Origin of the sequence: Pseudogemmobacter sonorensis, assembly GCF_042762395.1 — a bacterium.
GTDB classification, from domain to species: Bacteria; Pseudomonadota; Alphaproteobacteria; order Rhodobacterales; family Rhodobacteraceae; genus Pseudogemmobacter; species Pseudogemmobacter sonorensis.
This window is the reverse complement of sequence record NZ_JBEFZE010000013.1, coordinates 70,376-90,594: the sequence shown is the minus strand read 5'-3', so window position 1 is coordinate 90,594 and position 20,219 is coordinate 70,376. Positions and strand designations below refer to the sequence as shown.

Genomic DNA, 20,219 nt, shown 5'->3' with positions numbered 1-20,219 from the left:
TCTCGATGCAGATCACCGGCAGACCCGCCTTGGCCAATCCATCGAACAGCCACTGCGACATCGGGCCTGCTTCAAGCCCGACGCGCTCAAGTGGCACCTGAAGACCATGCAGAAGGCCAACGAGATCGTCCGGGTGCGAGACCGCCTTCTGTTCCCGGTAGATGTTACCCTTCTCATCGACAATACAAACAGAAGTCTCTTTCACCGAGACGTCGAGACCGGCATAATACTTCATGCTGCGCTTCCTTTCCTGATGCTTGTGGCTGTCCAATGCAGACCACGTTTTATCATCAGCTCGAAGCGCAGCACCTCCTCTCAACGGTCGAAGATGGGCGCCAAGCCGATTATCCCATCTTCGGGCGATGTCGACACCGCTTCAGGGCGGTGGGGTGCTCCCTGCCACTGACGCGCGCCCGCGCCCACCGGCGTCTCCCGCCAGAGGAAGGCCGACAGAGCGATCCTCCGGCCTCCACCCCGCTCTCCCCTCGCGACCGATAGACCTTCCATGACCGAAAGCGTCCTGGGATGGGAAGCTCGCGAACAGGCCTTACGGCAGGGTCCTTTCAAGCAAGCCCTCCGAAAGGCAGCCGTCGCCAGACACCCAGCCCCCCCAGCTCAATGACCGCCCCCCCCGGGTAGCCCCCCCTCGGGATGCACTTTCCCGGGGACAGGCCCTGCGCCAGCCCATCGCGCACAAATCGCCGCCGCCCGAGAGGCGGCCCCACGGCAAAACACCCGGAGACCCCAGCCAGCGCTCTCCGGCCAACGCTCCCCGGCCAACGCTCGATGTCTGACGTTCCGTGGCCGAGAGCCTTCCAGGATTGAACCTCCCCGGCGCGCCCCACGGCGGACCTTGCGACAGGTCCTTTCGGGCAAGTCATCGCCCATGACAGGCGGCTCCCATGGCAGGCGGCTCCATGGTCAAACGCCCCGGGCCCGCAGCCCCCATGGCAATCCGCCGAAGGCGCGCCGCACCTCGTCCCGCCCGGGCGACTGCCGTCGCTCGCCATGGCCGGAAGCTTAGCCGTTGGGCATGGCGAAACCGGCCCGGGATGGGGTGAGTGCAACCGGATCGGGATCGGGATCGGGATCGGGATCGGGATCGGGATCGGGATCGGGATCGGGATCGGGATCGGGATCGGGATCGGGATCGGGATCGGGAAAGCCAAGCGGGGCCCTGACCCCAGGTCAAGGCCTAGAGATTCGCCCGGTTGCAGGCTCCGCCCCCGTTCCGGGCCCCGTCTTCAACGGCAAGCCGCCGGGGCCCCGTCCCTTGCGGGCGCCGCGCCCCGGCGCCTGCCCTCGGCCCGGGTCTTGTCTTCGCGACGGGTCGCGCCTAAGGCCCGGCCACGAGACCCGCAGCACGGAGCCCGCCGCATGCCCGCATCGCTTTTCTCCGCCGCCCTGGTGGCAGCCCTCGTCGGCTATGGCTCGACCATCGCGCTGGTGCTTTCCGCCGCCGCCGCCGTGGGGGCGAGCCCGGGCCAGACCGCAAGCTGGGTGCTGGCGATCTGCCTGGCCAAGGCGGCGGGATCGGCGATCCTGTCGATCCGGCATCGGGTGCCGGTGGTGCTGGCCTGGTCCACCCCCGGCGCCGCGCTGGTCGCGGCGACCGAAGGGGTCGACATCGCCTCGGCCGTCGGCGCCTTCGTGCTGGCGGGGGGGCTGATCGCGCTGACCGGCGCGCTGCGCCCCCTTGGCCGCGCGGTGGCGATGATCCCGGACGGGATCGCGGGGGGGATGCTGGCGGGTGTGCTTCTGCCCTTCTGCCTGGCCGGGCCCGGCGCGGCGCAGGCCGCGCCACTGCTGGTCCTGCCGATGATCCTGGTCTTCGCGCTGGTGCGGCTGGCCAATCCCGCCATGGCGGTGCTGGCGGCGCTGGCGGTCGGGCTGGGGCTGGCCTTCGCCCTGGGCGAGGCGGCGCCCCCCGCACTGTCCCTGCCCCTGCCCCGGCTGGAATTCATCGCCCCCACCTGGGATCCGGGCGTGCTGATCGGGCTTGGCCTGCCGCTTTACCTGGTCACCATGGCCTCGCAGAACCTGCCGGGCTTTGCCACGATGCGCGCCGCCGGGTTCGAGCCGCCGGTGCGCTCGGCCCTTGGCGTGACCGGGGCGCTCTCGGCGCTTTCGGGCCTGTTCGGCGCCCATACCACCTCGATGGCGGCGATCACGGCGGCGATCTGCATGGGGCCCGACGTGCATCCCGACCGCGAAAGCCGCTGGAAGGTCGGTGTGGTCTATGCCGCGATCTGGGTCGGGCTGGGGCTGTTCAGCCCGCTGATCCTGGAACTGCTGGCCGCGCTGCCGCCGGGGGTGATGGCGGCGCTGGTCGCGCTGGCGCTGCTGGGGCCGCTGACCGGGGCGCTGGCGACCGCCTTCGCCCGGCCCGAGGCGCGGTTCGCGGCGACGCTGACGCTGGTGGTCACCGCCTCGGGCGTGGCGGTCTTCGGCGTGGGCGCGGCCTTCTGGGGGCTGGTCTGGGGGATTGCCTTCCACGCGCTGGAGCGGGGCTGGGCCACGGCGCGGGCGCGCGGCTGAAGGCGGCGGGCGCCGAACATGCACCGCGGGCGCGCCGGGCCTGACCGAAGGCCAAAGCTGTCGGCAGGGGCAGGCGTGAGGCCGCCCCACGGGTTCCGGGGAAGGACGCGCTTTTCCCCGCCGCATCCTCCCTCAGGCGCGCGTTGACATCAGCACGGCCTTAACAGGCTGCTGAAAAAGTCATGTGCAACTGCAGCTTGCGTCAAAAAACAGGAAATTCGACCGATAGCGCACCAAAACAGGCCGTTTTCGGTCCATTTTTCTACCGTGTCGGGAAGATTTTCGCTTCAAGACCGCGCCAAAATTCTTTTTCAACAGCCTGTCAAGGGGAGGCGAGAAACAGGATCCGGGCAGGGAATGCCGCCTCTGGAAACCAGCCCCCCGGAAGGCCAGGCAGAACCCGAAGCTTCGGAGCAACATCGCAACCAGATCGCCGAAAAGGGGTTTCGGCCTCGTTCAGACGGATCAGGTTTATCCCGGGCCTATTGCAGGCAGGCCGCCGAAAAGGCGCTTCGCGCCTCGCAGCACAGAGGCTTTCCCTCTAGGCGCGATCGGGCGGAAAACACGCAGATTTCCCGGCGTTTTCCGATCGACATTCCTCTGTTCCCGGCGAAACAGCGGCCACCTCCTCAGCGCGATCCCCGATGAGGCGCCTTGCGGTCAGTTCCCGCAAACTCCAGATCGGCCACTTCGCATTCCGGCGGATGCCGACGCGACCCGGGCTCAGAACGGGACCTCGCTGTCGCCGCCGGGACGGGGTGCCGACCCGCCCTCGAGTTCCCCCCCCAGATCGGCCGGCATGACGAAACGGGCGATGATCTTCTTCTCCCCCGCCTTGTCGAAGCGGATATCGAGCTTGTCGCCCTCCACCCCCGTCACCGCGCCATAGCCGAATTTGACATGGAACACCCGGTCGCCGATGGCATAGCCGCCCTCCCCCCCGGCCCCCGGCTCGACCCGGGTCGCGTCGATGGTCACGCCAGGGCTGCGCGGGCGGGTTGCGGGCGGCTGTTTCTGCCGTTCCTGCAGGCGGCGCCAGCCCGGGGAATTATAGACATCGGCGCTGGTCGCCCGCGCCTCGACATCCGAGACCGACCGGCCCGATCCCGCCCCCAGGCCGAAACCCGGCGCCGCCGCGCCATAGCCGCCGCCATGCAGGCCCGGCAGGGTCAGCACCTCGACATGGGCCACCGGCATCTCGTCGATGAAGCGCGAGGGCAGTTGCGACTGCCACTGGCCATAGACCCGGCGGTTCGAGGCGAAGGAGACGGTGCAGATCCGCTCGGGCCGGGTCAGCCCGACATAGGCCAGACGGCGCTCTTCCTCGATGGCCTTCTGCCCGCCCTCGTCCATGGCGCGCTGGCTGGGGAACAGCCCGTCCTCCCATCCCGGCAGGAAGACCGCCGGAAACTCAAGCCCCTTGGCGGCATGCAGCGTCATGATCGAGACCTTTTCGGTCGCATCCTCGCTGTCGTTTTCCATGATCAGGCTGACATGTTCCAGAAAGCCCTGCAGGCTGTCGAACTGCTCCAGCGCCTTCACCAGCTCCTTGAGGTTGTCGAGACGGCCCGGCGCATCGGGCGACTTGTCGTTCTGCCACATCGAGACATAGCCCGATTCCTCAAGGATCGTCTCGGCCAGCCGGACATGCGACAGGTCGGTGGCGGCCGGGGTCTCGGGCAGGAAGGGCTCGATCAACTGGTCGCGCGGCGCGGCGGGCGCGCCATGGATCGCCGTGCCCCAACGGTCGAGCGATTCGAGAAAGCCGCGCAACTGCGCCCCCCCGCGTCCGGCGATACCGCCCTGGGCCAGAAGAGCGCGCGCGCCCTCGACCAGGCTGATCCCAAGCCGCCGCGCCTCGACCTGGATCGCCTGCACCGCCTTGTCGCCAAGGCCGCGCCGGGGCGTGTTCACGATCCGCTCGAAGGCGAGGTCGTCGGCGGGCGAGACGGCCAGGCGGAAATAGGCCATGGCGTCGCGGATCTCGGCCCGCTCGTAGAAGCGGGGGCCGCCGATCACCCGGTAGGGCAGGCCGATGGTCAGGAAGCGGTCCTCGAAGGCGCGCATCTGGTGGCTGGCGCGCACGAGGATGGCCTGATCGTTCAGCCCGACCGGATCGAGGCCCCTTGTGCCGCGCTGAAGCGCCTCGATCTCCTCGCCGATCCAGCGCGCCTCCTCCTCGCCGTCCCAATGGCCGATGAGGCGGACCCGCTCGCCCTCCTCGATCTCGGTCCAGAGCGTCTTGCCAAGCCGCCCCGAATTGGCCGCGATCACGCCCGAGGCGGCGCCGAGGATATGCGGGGTGGAACGGTAGTTCTGCTCCAGCCGGATCACCTGGGCGCCGGGGAAATCCTTCTCGAACCGCAGGATATTGCCGACCTCGGCGCCGCGCCAGCCATAGATCGACTGGTCGTCGTCGCCGACGCAGCAGATGTTGTGATGGGCCTGGGCCAGCAGCCGCAGCCACAGATATTGCGCGATATTGGTGTCCTGGTATTCGTCGACCAGGATGTAGCGGAACCAGCGCTGGTATTGCGCCAACACGTCGGGATGGGCCTTGAAGATGGTGACGCAATGCAACAGCAGGTCGCCGAAATCCACCGCGTTCAGGCTGCGCAGGCGCGCTTGGTATTCGGCATAGATCTCGGTCCCCAGATTGTTGTAGGCCCCCGCCTCGGACGAGGGCACCTGCGCGGGCGTCCAGGCGCGGTTCTTCCACTGGTCGATCAGCCCGGCCAGCATCCGCGCGGGCCAGCGTTTGTCGTCGATGTTGCGCGCCGCGATCAACTGCTTGAGCAGCCGGACCTGGTCGTCGGTGTCGAGGATGGTGAAATTCGGCCGAAGCCCGGCCAGTTCGGCATGCCGCCGCAGGATCTTGACCGAAAGCGAGTGGAAGGTGCCCATCCAGGGCATGCCCTCGGCCGCCGGGCCCAGCATGCGGATCACCCGGTCCTTCATCTCGCGCGCGGCCTTGTTGGTGAAGGTGACGGCCAGGATCTCGTTCGGGCGGGCGCGGCCAAGGGTCAGCAGATGGGCGATCCGCGCGGTCAGCGCCCGGGTCTTGCCGGTGCCCGCCCCCGCGAGCATCAGGACCGGGCCGTCCAGCGCCTCGACAGCGGCGCGCTGCGCGGGGTTCAGCCCGTCCAGCCACGGCATCGGGCGCGCGGCCATGGCGCGTTGCGAAAGGGCCACGGCCGCCTCGGGGGCGGCAGGGCGCGCGGCGGCCTCGAAGGCGTCGGATTCATCCCAGGGGTTCATGCCCCGAACCTATCGCCAGAGCCCGCGACGTTCAAGTAATGTTCCCCCCTTGCCGGACGGAAGCCCGCACCGGCCGGATCGCGCCCCGCACCGGGCCGCCCACCGGGCCCCGCACCCCGCCCCCCGCCCCCGGGGATGGCGCCTGCCCGGCCCGTAGGCGGCGGGATTAGCAACTGCAAAACGGTGCCTGAATATTTCGCAAACTTTGCACTTCGATGACATCCCCACCTTGCGCCGCAGCGCAGCAACCCTAAGGTGCGGGGGTGAGCAGGCCAGCACGGGAGAGCAGACCATGCCCGAATTCCAGAAAATCCTTGTCGCCAACCGAGGTGAAATCGCCATCCGCGTCATGCGCGCGGCCAATGAGATGGGCAAGAAGACGGTTGCGGTCTATGCCGAAGAGGACAAGCTCTCGCTGCACCGGTTCAAGGCGGACGAGGCCTATCTGATCGGCGAGGGGCTGTCTCCCGTCGGCGCCTATCTCTCGATCCCCGAGATCATCCGCGTGGCCAAGATGTCGGGCGCGGACGCGATCCATCCGGGCTACGGGCTTCTTTCCGAGAACCCCGATTTCGTCGAGGCCTGCGAGGCGGCGGGCATCACCTTCATCGGCCCCCGGGCCGAGACCATGCGCGCCCTGGGCGACAAGGCCAGCGCGCGCCGCGTGGCGATCGAGGCGGGCGTGCCCGTCATTCCCGCGACCGAGGTCCTGGGCGACGACATGGCGCTGATCCGCGCCCAGGCGGCGGAAATCGGCTATCCCCTGATGCTCAAGGCCAGTTGGGGCGGCGGCGGGCGTGGCATGCGCCCGATCCTTTCCGAGGCCGAGGTCGAGGCCAAGGTGCGCGAGGGCCGACGCGAGGCCGAGGCCGCCTTCGGCAATGGCGAGGGCTATCTGGAAAAGATGATCCAGCGCGCCCGCCATGTCGAGGTGCAGATCCTGGGCGACAAGCAGGGCAACATCTATCACCTGTGGGAACGCGACTGCACCGTGCAGCGCCGCAACCAGAAGGTCGTCGAACGCGCGCCCGCCCCCTATCTGACCGAAGCGCAGCGCGCCGAGGTCTGCGAGATGGGGCGCAGGATCTGCCAGCATGTGAATTACGAATGCGCCGGCACCGTCGAATTCCTGATGGATATGGACGAGGGCGCATTCTACTTCATCGAGGTGAACCCCCGCGTCCAGGTCGAGCACACCGTCACCGAGGAGGTGACCGGCATCGACATCGTCCAGGCCCAGATCCTGATCGCCGAGGGCCGGACGCTGGCCGAGGCGACCGGCGTCGCCTCCCAGGCCGATGTGCAGCTCAACGGTCATGCCCTGCAATGCCGGGTGACGACCGAGGATCCGCTGAACAATTTCATCCCCGACTACGGCCGCCTGACCGCCTATCGCTCGGCCACCGGCAACGGCATCCGGCTGGATGGCGGCACGGCCTATGCGGGGGGGGTGATCACCCGCCATTACGACAGCCTGCTGGTGAAGGTCACCGCCCATGCGCAGACGCCGGAAAAGGCGATCAGCCGCATGGACCGGGCGCTGCGCGAATTCCGCATCCGGGGGCTGGCGACGAATATCGAATTCGTCATCAACCTGCTCAAGCATCCGACCTTTCTCGACGACAGCTATACGACGAAATTCATCGACACCACGCCCGACCTGTTCGAGTTCAAGAAGCGCCGCGACCGGGCGACGAAGATCCTCAACTACATCGCCGACATCACCGTCAACGGCCACCCCGAAACCGCGGGCCGCGCCCGCCCCCCCGCGGGCGTGAAGTCGCCGCGCGCGCCGCGCCCGCTGACCGACCAGCCCGCCTACGGCACCCGCAACCTGCTGGAACAGCAGGGGCCCCAGGCGGTGGCGGACTGGCTCAAGGCGCAAAAGAAGGTGCTGGTCACCGACACCACCATGCGCGACGGCCACCAGTCGCTCCTGGCGACGCGGATGCGCTCGATCGACATGATCCGGGCCGCCCCCGCCTATGCCGCCAACCTGCCGCAGCTTTTCAGCGTGGAATGCTGGGGCGGGGCCACGTTCGACGTGGCCTACCGCTTCTTGCAGGAATGCCCCTGGCAGCGGCTGCGCGACCTGCGCGCGCTTATGCCGAACCTGATGACGCAGATGCTGCTCCGGGCCTCGAACGGGGTGGGCTACACCAATTATCCCGACAATGTGGTGCAAAGCTTCGTCGCCCGTGCCGCCGAATCCGGCGTGGACGTGTTCCGCGTCTTCGACAGCCTGAACTGGGTCGAGAACATGCGCATCGCCATGGATGCGGTGATCGAGGCCGGGAAGGTCTGCGAGGGCACGATCTGCTACACCGGCGACCTGCTGGACCCGGACCGGGCGAAATACGACCTGGGCTATTACGTCTCTCGCGCCAAGGAGTTGAAGGCGGCGGGGGCGCATATCCTGGGGCTCAAGGACATGGCGGGGCTTCTGAAGCCCGCCGCCGCGCGCCAGTTGGTCAAGACGCTGAAGCAGGAGGTCGGCCTGCCGGTGCATCTGCATACCCACGACACCTCGGGCGCCTCGGCGGCGACGGTGCTGGCGGCGGTGGATGCCGGGGTGGATGCCGTCGACGCGGCGATGGATGCGTTTTCGGGCGGCACCTCGCAGCCCTGCCTCGGCTCCATCGTCGAGGCCCTGCGCCATACCGAGCGCGACACCGGGCTGGACATCGCGGCGGTGCGCGGGATCTCGAACTACTGGGAGCAGGTACGCGGCCAGTATGCCGCCTTCGAATCGGGCATCGCCGCCCCCGCCTCCGAGGTCTATCTCCACGAGATGCCCGGCGGCCAGTTCACCAATCTCAAGGCCCAGGCCCGCAGCCTGGGCCTTGAGGACCGCTGGCCCGAGGTGGCCCAGGCCTATGCCGACGCCAACCGGATGTTCGGCGATATCGTCAAGGTCACGCCCTCGTCCAAGGTGGTGGGCGACATGGCGCTGATCATGGTGGCCCAGGGGCTGACGCGGGCGCAGGTCGAGGATCCGGCGGTGGATATGGCCTTCCCCGATTCGGTGGTGGACATGCTGCGCGGCAATCTGGGCCAGCCCCATGGCGGCTGGCCCGAGGGCATCCTGAAGAAGGTTCTCAAGGGCGAGGCCCCGCTGACCGATCGGCCGGGCAAGAGCCTGCCCCCGGTGGATCTTGAGGAGACCCGCGCGAAGCTGTCCGCGGAACTCAACGGGCTTGAGATCGACGACGAGGATCTGAACGGCTATCTCATGTATCCCAAGGTCTTCCTGGATTACATGGGCCGCCACAGGGTCTATGGCCCGGTGCGGATCCTGCCGACGCGCTGCTTCTTCTACGGGATGGAGCCGGGCGAGGAGATCTCGGTCGAGATCGCGCCGGGCAAGACGCTGGAAATCCGCTTCCTGACGCTTGGCGATGTCGACGACGCGGGCGAGGTGAAGGTGTTCTTCGAGCTGAACGGCCAGCCGCGCGCCATCCGGGTGCCGAACCGCGCCGTCAAGGCCAAGACCGCCGCCAAGCCCAAGGCGCAGGACGGCAATCCCCTGCATATCGGCGCGCCGATGCCGGGCGCGGTGGCCAGCCTTGCAGTGCAGCCGGGCGCCAAGGTGCGGGCGGGCGATCTGCTGCTGACCATCGAGGCGATGAAGATGGAAACCGGCCTGCATGCCGACCGCGAGGCGGTGGTGAAGGCGGTCCATGTCCAGCCCGGCGCGCAGATCGAGGCCAAGGACCTGCTGATCGAGCTGGAAGGCTGAGCGAACCGGAGGGCTGGGCGAATTGAAGGGCTGATCCACTTGGGATCTGGGTCGGCAGCCTGCCGGGCGGGTCGAAGCGATGGCCGAGTTGAAGGACTGAGCGGTCTGAAGGACTGGGTCGGCCAAAAGACTGAGCGGGCCAAAAGACTGGGCGAGTTGAAGGGCTCGGACGGTTGAAGGCTCGGCGGGTGGAAGGCTGGGACGGGCGGCAGGCGAAGCCGATCACCGATCCGGGCGAGCGCAATTTTCCGCTTGCAAGGCCCGGTTTCCTCTTGCGAAGCCCCGGGCCTTGGCCTAGATCACCGCCATCCGGACCGGATGCGGGCGTAGCTCAGGGGTAGAGCATAACCTTGCCAAGGTTAGGGTCGTGAGTTCGAATCTCATCGCCCGCTCCAACCGGATCTTCGAAAGGGCGCCCGCGGGCGCCCTTTTCGCTTTCTCGCGTCCTGATTGCGTTCGTGCGATGACTTCGGACAGCCTCGGCCGCGGGCCCGACAGCTTCGGCGACAGGCCCCGGAAAGCCGCGCGCCGCCGGGCAGGGATTGGACTCCCTGTCAAACGAAGAGCCGCCCCGCCGCCATCGCGCGCGCCGCTTCGCCCGAACGCCCGCCGCCCCCGCCCCTCCCGCCGCCCTCCCCGTCCACCCGGAACATCCCGGCAAAGATTTCGCGCCCGCCCCCCTTGCGAAGCGCCGCGGGCTTCGCTAGATCACCGCCATCCGAACCGGATGCGGGCGTAGCTCAGGGGTAGAGCATAACCTTGCCAAGGTTAGGGTCGGGCGTTCGAATCGCCTCGCCCGCTCCAATCGGATCCGCAAGGGGGCGCCTTCGGGCGCCCCTTTTGCGTATCGAAGGCTTGCCGGATCGGCGCCAAGGCGCTACTGCCGCCCCGAGAGTGATGCGGAGGCGAAGATGCGCAAGGCCAGCGTGACCCGGAAAACCGCCGAGACCGCGATCGAGGTCGAGGTGAACCTCGACGGCAACGGCAACAGCGATTGCAAGAGCGGGGTCGGCTTCTTCGACCACATGCTCGACCAGCTTGCCCGCCATTCGCTGATCGACATACGGCTGCGGGCGACGGGCGACCTGCATATCGACGACCACCACACGGTCGAGGATTGCGGCATCGCGCTTGGCCGGGCGCTGGCGCGCGCGCTTGGCGACAAGACCGGCATCCGCCGCTACGGCCATTTCCGCCTTGCCATGGACGACGCCCAGGTCGCCTGCGCGCTGGACCTGTCGGCGCGGCCCTTCCTGGTGTGGAACCTGCCCTTTCCAGGCGCCAGGATCGGCACCTTCGACACCGAACTGGTGCGCGAATTCTTCCAGGCTTTTGCCACCCATGGCGGGATCACGCTGCATGTCGACCTGATCCACGGGCTGAACAGCCACCACATCGCCGAGGCCGCCTTCAAGTCGGTCGCCCGCGCGCTGCGCGAAGCGGTGGAGCCCGATCCGCGCATGGCGGGGGTCCTGCCCTCGACCAAGGGCGCCTTGTAGGGGGAATACCATGGGCCTGACGGTTCTGGTCGATTACGAATCGGGCAATCTGCACTCGGCCGAAAAGGCCTTCCAGCGCATGGCGAACGAGACCGGCGCGGGCGAGGTCATCGTCTCGGACCGGCCCGAGGACGTGCTGCGCGCCGACCGCATCGTGCTGCCCGGCGACGGCGCCTTCCCGGCCTGTCGGCGCGCGCTCGGCGCCCATGGCGGGCTGTTCGAGGCCATCGACGAATCGGTGCGCGCCCGCGCGCGGCCCTTCATGGGGATCTGCATCGGCATGCAGATGCTGGCCGATCGCGGGCTGGAATATGAGGAAACCCCCGGCTTCGGCTGGATCGGCGGCGAGGTGGCGCGGATCCGGCCCACCCGGTCCGGGTTGAAGGTGCCGCATATGGGCTGGAACGATCTGCTGATCGAACGCCCACATCCCGCTCTGGCCGGGGTCAGGACCGGAGATCACGCCTATTTCGTCCATTCCTACCAGTTCCGCACCGCGGATCCGGCGCATCGGCTGGCCCATTGCGACTATGCCGGGGATGTGACCGCCATCGTGGGGCGCGACAATATCATCGGCACCCAGTTCCACCCCGAGAAAAGCGCGGCCACCGGATTGCGGATCATCGCGAATTTCCTGGCCTGGTCCCCCTGAGGCCTGCGCCCCCCCCTGAGACCCGGGCACACCAAAGCCCGGACCGCCCCCTTGAGGGCGGGCGCCGCGACGCGGGCGGGCGCCGGTCCGGCTCTGGCCGCACCGGCACCGCGGTTCGTCCTGCCCTCGCCTATTTCACCCGCGTCCAGCTTCCGCCATCGCGACAGATCCCCAGCACGCAGCCCTTCACGGTCAGGCTGTTGCCGTTCAGCCGCATCTCGGCATTGTAGGTCTTGTCGCGGTCGGGCGAATAGACCTTGCCATCGTCGTAGCGGCCATTGCCGTAGGGCACCATGTCCCAGACGATGCGGCGGCCGACATTGGCGCTCTCGACCGGCTTCCCCGCGCCGTCGAAGGCCTTGACCAGGGTGCCGCAAAGCGCCTTGCCGCAGGGTGCGATCTGGACATGGCCGAAATTGCCGTTGTCGTCGGGGCGGGTCTTCCACAGCCCCTCCGCCGGATCGGCGGCATGGGCGACGCTGGCGCCGAAGACCAGAAACACGGCGCAGACAAGTTTTCTCATCGGGCTTCCTCCTCCTGAAAGCAGAAGGCAGCCTCCTCCCACCGCGCGCACCGATCAAGCATGACGTCGGGTCGCGCCCTTCCCTTCGCCCCCGCCACATGCCAAAGGGGGGCCTGATCCAGCAAGAACCCCGGGGGCCCGCGATGATCCTCTATCCCGCCATCGACCTGAAGGACGGCAAATGCGTCCGGCTCCTGCGCGGCGAGATGTCGGCCGCCACCGTCTTCGGCGAGGATCCCGCCGCCCAGGCCGCCGAATTCCAGGCGGCGGGCTGCGAATGGCTGCACCTGGTGGATCTGAACGGCGCCTTCGCGGGCCAGCCGGTGAACGGCGCGGCGGTCGAGGCGATCCTCACCCGCATCACCGTCCCCGCCCAGTTGGGCGGCGGCATCCGCGACATGGCGACCATCGCCGCCTGGCTGGAAAAAGGCCTGGCGCGGGTCATTCTCGGCACGGTCGCTGTCGAAAACCCCACCCTGGTGCGCGAGGCCGCCCGCGCCTTCCCCGGCCGGGTCGCGGTCGGGATCGACGCCCGCAAGGGCCGCGTCGCAACCAAGGGCTGGGCGACCGAGACCGATGTCATGGCGACCGATCTGGCCCGCAGCTTCGAAGATGCGGGCGTGGCCGCGATCATCTACACCGACATCGACCGCGACGGCGCGATGGCGGGCCCCAACATCGAGGCGACCGAGGCCCTCGCACGCGCCGTCTCGATCCCGGTCATCGCCTCAGGCGGGGTCAGCCGCCTCGACGATCTCGTCGCCCTGCGCGACACCGGCGTGATCGCGGGCGCGATCTCGGGCCGCGCGCTCTACGACGGCGCCATCGACCTGCGCAAAGCCCTCGCCACCCTTAACCCCTAACCCCTCCCCCATTCTTCTTTGCAAAAATATCCCGGGGGTGAGGCCCGGCACGGGCCGAGGGGGCAGCGCCCCCTCCTCTCGCTCCCAGGCCCCGCCCCGGCCCCGACTCCCCCCGTGGACGCGCGCCCGCATTCCGGCTAAAAGCCGCGCCATGCTCGACCAAACGCCCCCCCCCCCCGCCGAGATCGCCCGCCGCCGCACCTTCGCGATCATCGCGCATCCGGATGCGGGCAAGACCACGCTGACCGAGAAGTTCCTGCTCTTCGGGGGCGCGATCCAGATGGCGGGCCAGGTCCGCGCCAAGGGCGAGGCGCGGCGCACCCGCTCGGACTTCCTCAAGATGGAGCAGGATCGCGGCATCTCGGTCTCGGCCTCGGCGATGTCTTTCGAATATCGCGACTACCGCTTCAACCTGGTCGACACCCCCGGCCACTCGGATTTCTCGGAAGACACCTACCGCACCCTCACCGCCGTCGATGCCGCCATCATGGTGATCGACGGCGCGAAGGGCGTCGAATCCCAGACCCGCAAGCTTTTCGAGGTCTGCCGCCTGCGCGACCTGCCGATCCTGACCTTCTGCAACAAGATGGACCGCGAGGCCCGCGACACCTTCGAGATCATCGACGAGATCCAGGAAAACCTCGCCATCGACGTGACGCCCGCAAGCTGGCCGATCGGCTCGGGGCGCGATTTCCTCGGCGCCTACGACCTGCTCAACGACCGGCTGGAGCTGATGGACCGCGCCGACCGCAACCGGGTGGCGGAATCGATCCGGCTCGACGGGCTCGACGATCCCCGGCTCGCCGAACATGTGCCCGCAGCCCAACTGGCGCAGTTGCGCGAGGAAATCGCCATGGCGCGCGAGCTGCTGCCCGCCTTCGACCGCGGCGCCTTCCTCGCCGGCGCCATGACGCCGATCTGGTTCGGCTCGGCGATCAATTCCTTCGGCGTCAAGGAGTTGATGGAGGGGATCGGCGAATACGGCCCCCGTCCCCAGCCGCAGAAGGCCGCCGAGCGCGCCGTGGGCGCCGACGAGCCCCGCGTCACCGGCTTCGTCTTCAAGGTGCAGGCCAACATGGACCCCAAGCACCGCGACCGGGTGGCCTTCGTCCGCCTCGCCTCGGGCCATTTCACCCGCGGCATGAAGCTGACCCATGTGCGCTCGAAAAAGCCGATGGCGGTGACCAATCCCGTCCTTTTCCTCGCCGCCGACCGCGAACTGGCGGACGAGGCCTGGGCGGGCGACATCATCGGCATCCCCAACCACGGCCAGCTTCGCATCGGCGACGCGCTGACCGAGGGCGAGGCGCTGCGCTTCACCGGCATCCCCTCCTTCGCGCCGGAACTGCTGCAGACCATCCGCGCCACCGATCCGATGAAGGCCAAGCATCTGGAAAAGGCGCTGACGCAATTCGCCGAAGAAGGCGCGGCCAAGGTCTTCAAGCCGATGATCGGCTCGGGCTTCATCGTCGGCGTCGTCGGCGCGCTGCAATTCGAGGTGCTGGCCAGCCGCATCCAGCAGGAATACCAGATCCCGGTGCGGTTCGAGAGCTCGCAATTCTCCTCGGCGCGCTGGATCTCGGGCGAGAAGCCCGAGGTCGAGAAGCTGGTCAATGCCAACCGCCAGCATATCGCCACCGATTCGGACGGCGATCTGGTCTTCCTGACCCGGCTGCAATGGGACATCGACCGGGTGCTGCGCGACTATCCCGCGGCGCGGCTGACCGCGACCAAGGAGATGATGGCCTGACGGCGCGCGCGGCGGCGCCAGCCGCCGCAGGACAAGCATGCCGCAAAGGAGAAGGAGCCGCCCCGATGCCGACGGATGCCGACCGCGCGCCCCCGCCCCTTCCGCCCGTCTATGACGGCGCGCCGGAAAACCTGATCGAGGTCTGGAACATCCGCCGCGTCCCCCTGGCCCTTGGCCCTGACGAGGCGCTGCCGCCACCCGACGCCGATCTCGCCACGCTGGCCCGGAGCCGCATCCCCGCCGACGAGCCGCCGCCCCGGGCCAGGCGCCGCCTTTCGCCCCATATGCTGAAGCGGCGCCAGATCCGGGTCGAACTGGCCGGGCATTCGGAACTGGCCGCGCTCAACGGCCTCCTGATCGCGCATCTGCGCAAGCGCGAGGCGCCCGAGGGCGCGGCGGCGCTGTTCCACCGGATCTGGGCCGAACATGGCGCGCAATTGCTGGCGGAACTGCCGCCGCGCTGGTTGATCTCATCGGCGATCACCTTCGGCGACCATGGGCGGACCGAGGGCCAGCGCCGCATCGGCCTTGCGATGAACATGTTCTTCTCGCTGGTGAAGCTTTACGAATTCGAGCGGTTCTTCTCGGGCAATTCCGGCGACCAGCCGTTCCGCAGGAAGCGCAAGGCGGGGGCAGAACTGCCCCTGGGCATGCCCGGCTTTTCGCTGCTCGGCGGCGGGCTCGACATCAACCTGATGGCCCAGGTCTGGCAGATGGCGGAGGAAGACGATGTCGCCGGTCCGATCGCGCACCGGCTGCTGAGGCTTCTGAACCACGATCCCGTCGGGCTGTTCCGCAGGCTGGAGCGGATGCGCGAGGAAACCCGCGCCGCGCGGATCGACCGCGCGACCGCCACCCCGGCCGATCCGGCCGATGCCCCCGGCCCCGGCCCAACCGACCCCGGTCTCGCCGACCCCGGTCTCGCCGACACCCCGGAGCCGCCGATCCGCCACGAAACTTGACCGAAGGCCCCCGATCATGTATCGCGCGATCAGGCTGAACCAGCCGATGACGCCGGGACGCCCGGAAGCTTCGCGTCCCTGACCTTTTCCAAAGGAAATCCCATGCGGGCCGATCCCGCATCTACAGGACGCTGATGACCAAGTTTTCCGACCTCGCGCTGGATCCGCGCGTGTTGCAAGCCATCTCCGAAGCCGGATATGAAACGCCGACCCCGATCCAGGCCGAAGCGATCCCCGAGGCGCTGAAAGGCCGCGATGTCCTTGGCATCGCCCAGACCGGCACCGGCAAGACCGCCTCCTTCACCCTGCCGATGATCACGCTTCTGGGCCAGGGCCGGGCGCGGGCGCGGATGCCGCGCAGCCTCGTGCTGGCGCCGACGCGCGAACTCGCCGCCCAGGTGGCCGAGAATTTCGACACCTATGCCAAGCACACCAAGCTGACCAAGGCGCTGCTGATCGGCGGCGTGGCGTTTGGCGAGCAGGACAAGCTGATCGACCGCGGCGTCGACGTGCTGATCGCGACGCCCGGCCGCCTGCTCGACCATTTCGAGCGCGGCAAGCTCTTGCTGACCGGCGTGCAGATCATGGTGGTGGACGAGGCCGACCGCATGCTCGACATGGGCTTCATCCCCGATATCGAGCGGATCTTCCAACTGACCCCCTTCACCCGCCAGACGCTGTTCTTCTCGGCCACCATGGCGCCCGAGATCGAGCGGATCACCAACACCTTCCTGACCGGCCCCGCCCGGATCGAGGTGGCGCGCCAGGCCACCACCAACATCAACATCGACCAGAAGCTGGTCCAGTTCACGCCCTCGCGCAAGGATCGCGCCTTTACCGAGAAGCGCGCCGTCCTGCGCGCGCTGATCGAGGCCGAGGGAGAGGCCTGCACCAACGGCATCGTCTTCTGCAACCGCAAGATGGATGTGGATGTGGTCGCGAAGTCGCTGAAATCGCACGGGTTCAACGCCGCCCCCATCCATGGCGACCTGGACCAGTCGCAGCGCATGCGCACGCTGGACGCCTTCCGCGACGGCTCGCTGCATATCCTCGTCGCCTCCGATGTGGCGGCGCGCGGGCTGGACATTCCGGCGGTCAGCCATGTCTTCAACTTCGACGTGCCGTCGCATGCCGAGGATTACGTCCACCGCATCGGCCGCACCGGCCGGGCCGGGCGCCATGGCCGCGCCTTCACCATCTCGACCCCGATGGACACCAAGCTGCTGGCGGCGGTGGAAAGCCTGGTGAAGGCCGAGATCCCCCGCGCCGAGCTGCCCGAGGGGCTGGACCTGGAGGCCGCCGGCTCCAGCCGTCCGCCGCGCGAAGAGCGCGAGCGGGGCGGCGAACGCGGTGGTGAGCGTGGCGGACGCGGTGGACGCGACCGCAAGCGCGGCGGACGCGACCGCGACGACCGCAGGCCGCGCCGCGACGAGGGCGCCGAGGCGGCGACCTCTGCCGTCGAGCCCGTCGAAGCCGCCGCATCCGAGCCCGCCGCCCTGCCCCAGGACGATGCGCCCCAACTCGCCGAGCGCGCGCCCCGCGATTCGCGCACCCCGGACAGCCGTCCCCCGCGCGAACGCGCCGAACGGCCCGAGCGCGGCCGCGACCGCCGTGACGACCGCCGCGAGCGCCGCGACGATGGCCCCGGCGTGATCGGCATGGGCGATCACGTCCCCGATTTCATCCTGCGCAGCTTCCGCCTGCCCGATCCCGTCCCCGCCGACGAGGCCCGCGCCTTCGAGGAAGAGGCCCCCGCCGAAACCCCGGTCCACGCCGAGGAAGATTGATCCCCGAAAAGCCCGCCCCTTCCCGGCGGGCTTTTTCTTTCAGGACCCGCCCCGCCAACCGACATCGGCATCTCGCGCCCCCGGAGGACGGTCTAGGTTGAGGTTCCCCGACCTCCCCTAAGTTGCGGTCATAGATAGCGATCATCCTTGCGCCTGGCTTCATGCTGGATGCGGAGCTTGGTCAGACATCGCTCGGGACCTTGAAGCCCTTGGCTCCGTCATCTACGTCGATCCGGCCAATGCCCTCTCGATCAAGGAGATGGCGACAAAGGCTCTTGCCGTCGCACCTGAAAAACTCGTCGTCATCGGCTTTTCCATGGGAGGCTATCTGCGCGCGAAATACAGCGAAGGGAGCCAAGATGGTCCTGATCGCCACTTCCGCCCTTGGCGATGGCAATGTTGGGGCCCGGGGGAAAGCCGCGGTCGCCGATATGGATCCTGCCGCGTTTCGCGGCCTGAGCCGCCATCCCATCCGTCGCTCCCTTGGCTCCCGAGCGCGAAGGGGATGCCGCCATCGTCGAGCGCATCCATGCGATGAGCTTGCGCCTCGGCGGACAGGTTTTCCGAAATCAGGCCGTGCTCAGGCGTGACGGTGACCTTCAGAAGCTTCCGGCAATCGACTGTCCCACCTTGATCGTGGCCGGGGCCAGGGATCGCCTGCGCTCATTGGAGGAAGCGTCCGAGATGATGGAGGCAATTCCAAATGCCAAAATGGAGATCATCGAGACAGGACAGATGATTCACATCGAAGCTGTCGTTACTTCTCCGCGCTTTCCTGTCCGCCTGAACGAATGACCGCGCTGCCGTGCCTGCACCTGTGGCGGGATCGATGCAGGAAGCCCTTTGCCGTCATTCAGCGAGAGCTTACTCTGGACAGATGAGTTCGAACCGACCCATCTTTACGCATCGTATCTTCGTGTCTGATGACGATCTCCATCAGACAGCCGGGACAGAAGTGTTCCCCTACTGGAGTTTCACCAAGACAGTCATTGCCATCTGCGCCTTGCGGATGGTGCAAGAGGGCCGGATTGATCCGGACAGGCGCCTGGCGGGTTACGACTTCTCGCTGCGCCAAGTGCTGGATCACACTTCAGGCCTTCCGGATTACTTCTCTGTTCCTGGCTACAGAAAGGCGGTTGAACAAACTGAACAGCCTTGGACCGCCGAGCATCTGCGCGAGGTCACGATGGCGCAGGGCAGGCTTTTCGCGCCGGGTAAAGGCTGGTCCTATTCCAATCTTGGTTACATGCTGGCACGGGATCTGATCGAAGATGTGGCACAGCTGCCATTTGCCAATCTGCTCAAGCAGATGATCTGCGACCCGCTCGGCCTCGACAGCATCGAACTTGCTGCCGCGCGGCACGATTTCGAACGTATCCACTGGAAGGCGACGAAGGGTTATCATCCGGGGTGGGTTTACCACGGCTGCCTTATCGGCACTGCCGCCGATGCCGCGAAGCTTTTACATGCCCTGTTCAGTGGCAAGTTGCTCAATGCATCAATCCTTGCCGAGATGCTGGTCCAACACCCACTTGGCGGGGCCATTGAGGGGCGCCCATGGACGGAATGTGGCTATGCACTCGGGCTCATGAGCGGACGATGTGGGAATGTCGGTCGCGTCATAGGCCATTCCGGCGGTGGTCCGTTCAGCGTCAACGCAGTCTACCACTTCCCCGATCTGCGGAGACCTGTCACTGTGGCGAGCTTTACCGATGGGACAAATGAGGGCGTTGCGGAGTTCGCTGCCGTTGAAGCGGCAGCGCGCGACTGACTGCTCCGTCCACATGGCTGCCCGCTCCCCCCGGCCCGGTGGCGGTGGCGGCAACGGCGCGAAGAGTTCTTAGCAGACCTCGGCCAGCAGCCCGGTATAGAAGCCTCGCAGGCTGGCCGAGCGTTCCGTGGCCCCTGCCCGTCTGGGTGCGGAACCCATCCGCCAGCGTCAAGAGCTTGGTCTGGAAGTGGTCCAGCGCAAAAGCCGTGTCGTCGAGGGGCCGGGATACCGCGCCGGGATCGGTCGTCTGGTATCTGGCCGCCCCTCGCATTCCGGCCAGATACATGCACCGCGCCACGCCAATGAAGCCTATCGCATCCAGCCCGTCGGCATCCTGAAGTATCTTCGCCTCGATGCTCACAGGCTCAAGCCCCGCTGAATAGCTATGCGCTTCAATGGCATGGAAAACCTGCTTTATCTTGCCAGCCTCCCATCCCAACGCGGACAAGACCTCATCGGCCTTTTCTGCCGCGAAACGGGACGCATGCCGCCGTTCTGGCGAGGCCTTGTCCACCCGGACGCAGTCATGCAGCAGTGTCGCGGCCAGCAGAATATCCCTGTCGCCGCCTTCCCGGGCCATGATTTTCTCGACGTTTCGCCAGACACGCAGGAGATGCGCCTCATCATGAGCGCCGTCACGGTGATCAAAGGCATGTGGCAGCAACGACCGGGCAAGACCGGAATCGGGAAAACTCTTGTGCATCGCCCCTGTCCATAGCGAGATTTCAGCGCCCCCCCCCCTGTCCGATACCTCCCGCATGAAAGACGACCACGGCTCCGGCGGGCGAGGGCCGGTCTTCGGCGATGCTTTCGGCGGGGAGCTTCCCCTGGGGACCGACCACCGGGGCCGGATGACCTTCCAGCTTCCGGCCGGGGC

At 67.6% G+C, this 20,219-nt stretch carries 13 protein-coding genes, 2 tRNA genes and 1 pseudogene; 12 read left to right on the top strand and 4 right to left on the bottom strand.

Going from position 1 to position 20,219, the window contains the following annotated elements; genetic code table 11:
* Window positions 1–235 (bottom strand): annotated as a pseudogene (locus tag ABNX41_RS11665) (IS110 family transposase); the annotation flags it as partial.
* A 1,142-nt stretch (window positions 236–1,377) separates the two neighbouring features.
* Between ABNX41_RS11665 and ABNX41_RS11660 the strand changes: the two are divergent.
* Complete coding sequence (locus ABNX41_RS11660; RefSeq protein ID WP_438669903.1) at window positions 1,378–2,538, top strand: benzoate/H(+) symporter BenE family transporter; 1,161 nt, start codon at window positions 1,378–1,380, stop codon at window positions 2,536–2,538.
* A 723-nt stretch (window positions 2,539–3,261) separates the two neighbouring features.
* Here the strand turns inward: ABNX41_RS11660 and ABNX41_RS11655 are convergent.
* Window positions 3,262–5,796, bottom strand: coding sequence for an ATP-dependent helicase (locus ABNX41_RS11655; protein WP_438669902.1), 2,535 nt, complete (start codon window positions 5,794–5,796; stop codon window positions 3,262–3,264).
* Window positions 5,797–6,088: 292 nt separating this feature from the next.
* On the opposite strand from ABNX41_RS11655, the gene ABNX41_RS11650 reads away from it, so the two are divergent.
* The 5 genes from ABNX41_RS11650 (at window position 6,089) to hisH (ending at window position 11,686) form a co-directional block, all read left to right on the top strand.
* The gene (locus tag ABNX41_RS11650) at window positions 6,089–9,535 is read left to right on the top strand and encodes a pyruvate carboxylase (protein ID WP_438669901.1); all 3,447 of its coding nucleotides are present in this window, start codon (window positions 6,089–6,091) and stop codon (window positions 9,533–9,535) included.
* 320 nt (window positions 9,536–9,855) lie between these two features.
* A tRNA-Gly gene (locus tag ABNX41_RS11645) sits at window positions 9,856–9,930 on the top strand.
* A 334-nt stretch (window positions 9,931–10,264) separates the two neighbouring features.
* Window positions 10,265–10,339 (top strand) — tRNA-Gly (locus ABNX41_RS11640).
* 107 nt (window positions 10,340–10,446) lie between these two features.
* Window positions 10,447–11,034 (top strand): imidazoleglycerol-phosphate dehydratase HisB, encoded by a 588-nt coding sequence (hisB, locus tag ABNX41_RS11635; protein WP_438669900.1) that lies wholly within the window; start codon window positions 10,447–10,449, stop codon window positions 11,032–11,034.
* Window positions 11,035–11,044: 10 nt separating this feature from the next.
* Entirely contained in the window at window positions 11,045–11,686 is a 642-nt protein-coding gene (hisH, locus tag ABNX41_RS11630) for an imidazole glycerol phosphate synthase subunit HisH (protein ID WP_438669899.1), read from the top strand.
* A gap of 130 nt (window positions 11,687–11,816) precedes the next feature.
* On the opposite strand, the gene ABNX41_RS11625 is transcribed toward hisH, so the two are convergent.
* Window positions 11,817–12,209 (bottom strand): DUF2147 domain-containing protein, encoded by a 393-nt coding sequence (locus ABNX41_RS11625; RefSeq protein ID WP_438669898.1) that lies wholly within the window; start codon window positions 12,207–12,209, stop codon window positions 11,817–11,819.
* Between the two features lie 143 nt (window positions 12,210–12,352).
* On the opposite strand from ABNX41_RS11625, the gene hisA reads away from it, so the two are divergent.
* The 6 genes from hisA to ABNX41_RS11595 all read left to right on the top strand — a co-directional run bounded on the left by hisA (window position 12,353) and on the right by ABNX41_RS11595 (window position 19,342).
* Window positions 12,353–13,072, top strand: coding sequence for a 1-(5-phosphoribosyl)-5-[(5-phosphoribosylamino)methylideneamino]imidazole-4-carboxamide isomerase (gene hisA / locus ABNX41_RS11620; protein WP_438669897.1), 720 nt, complete (start codon window positions 12,353–12,355; stop codon window positions 13,070–13,072).
* 151 nt (window positions 13,073–13,223) lie between these two features.
* Window positions 13,224–14,822, top strand: coding sequence for a peptide chain release factor 3 (locus tag ABNX41_RS11615; protein WP_438669896.1), 1,599 nt, complete (start codon window positions 13,224–13,226; stop codon window positions 14,820–14,822).
* A gap of 65 nt (window positions 14,823–14,887) precedes the next feature.
* Window positions 14,888–15,784, top strand: a complete 897-nt coding sequence (locus tag ABNX41_RS11610; protein ID WP_438669895.1) for a hypothetical protein — start codon at window positions 14,888–14,890, stop codon at window positions 15,782–15,784.
* Between the two features lie 134 nt (window positions 15,785–15,918).
* Window positions 15,919–17,571, top strand: coding sequence for a DEAD/DEAH box helicase (locus ABNX41_RS11605; protein WP_438669894.1), 1,653 nt, complete (start codon window positions 15,919–15,921; stop codon window positions 17,569–17,571).
* Window positions 17,572–18,054: 483 nt separating this feature from the next.
* Window positions 18,055–18,366, top strand: a complete 312-nt coding sequence (locus ABNX41_RS11600) for an alpha/beta fold hydrolase (RefSeq protein WP_438669893.1) — start codon at window positions 18,055–18,057, stop codon at window positions 18,364–18,366.
* Between the two features lie 121 nt (window positions 18,367–18,487).
* Complete coding sequence (locus ABNX41_RS11595) at window positions 18,488–19,342, top strand: serine hydrolase domain-containing protein (RefSeq protein ID WP_438669892.1); 855 nt, start codon at window positions 18,488–18,490, stop codon at window positions 19,340–19,342.
* Here the strand turns inward: ABNX41_RS11595 and ABNX41_RS11590 are convergent.
* On the bottom strand, window positions 19,278–20,045 hold the full coding sequence (locus tag ABNX41_RS11590) for an HD domain-containing protein (protein ID WP_438669891.1): 768 nt from the start codon (window positions 20,043–20,045) through the stop codon (window positions 19,278–19,280). The genes ABNX41_RS11595 and ABNX41_RS11590 overlap by 65 nt on opposite strands.
* Window positions 20,046–20,219 lie beyond the last annotated feature (174 nt).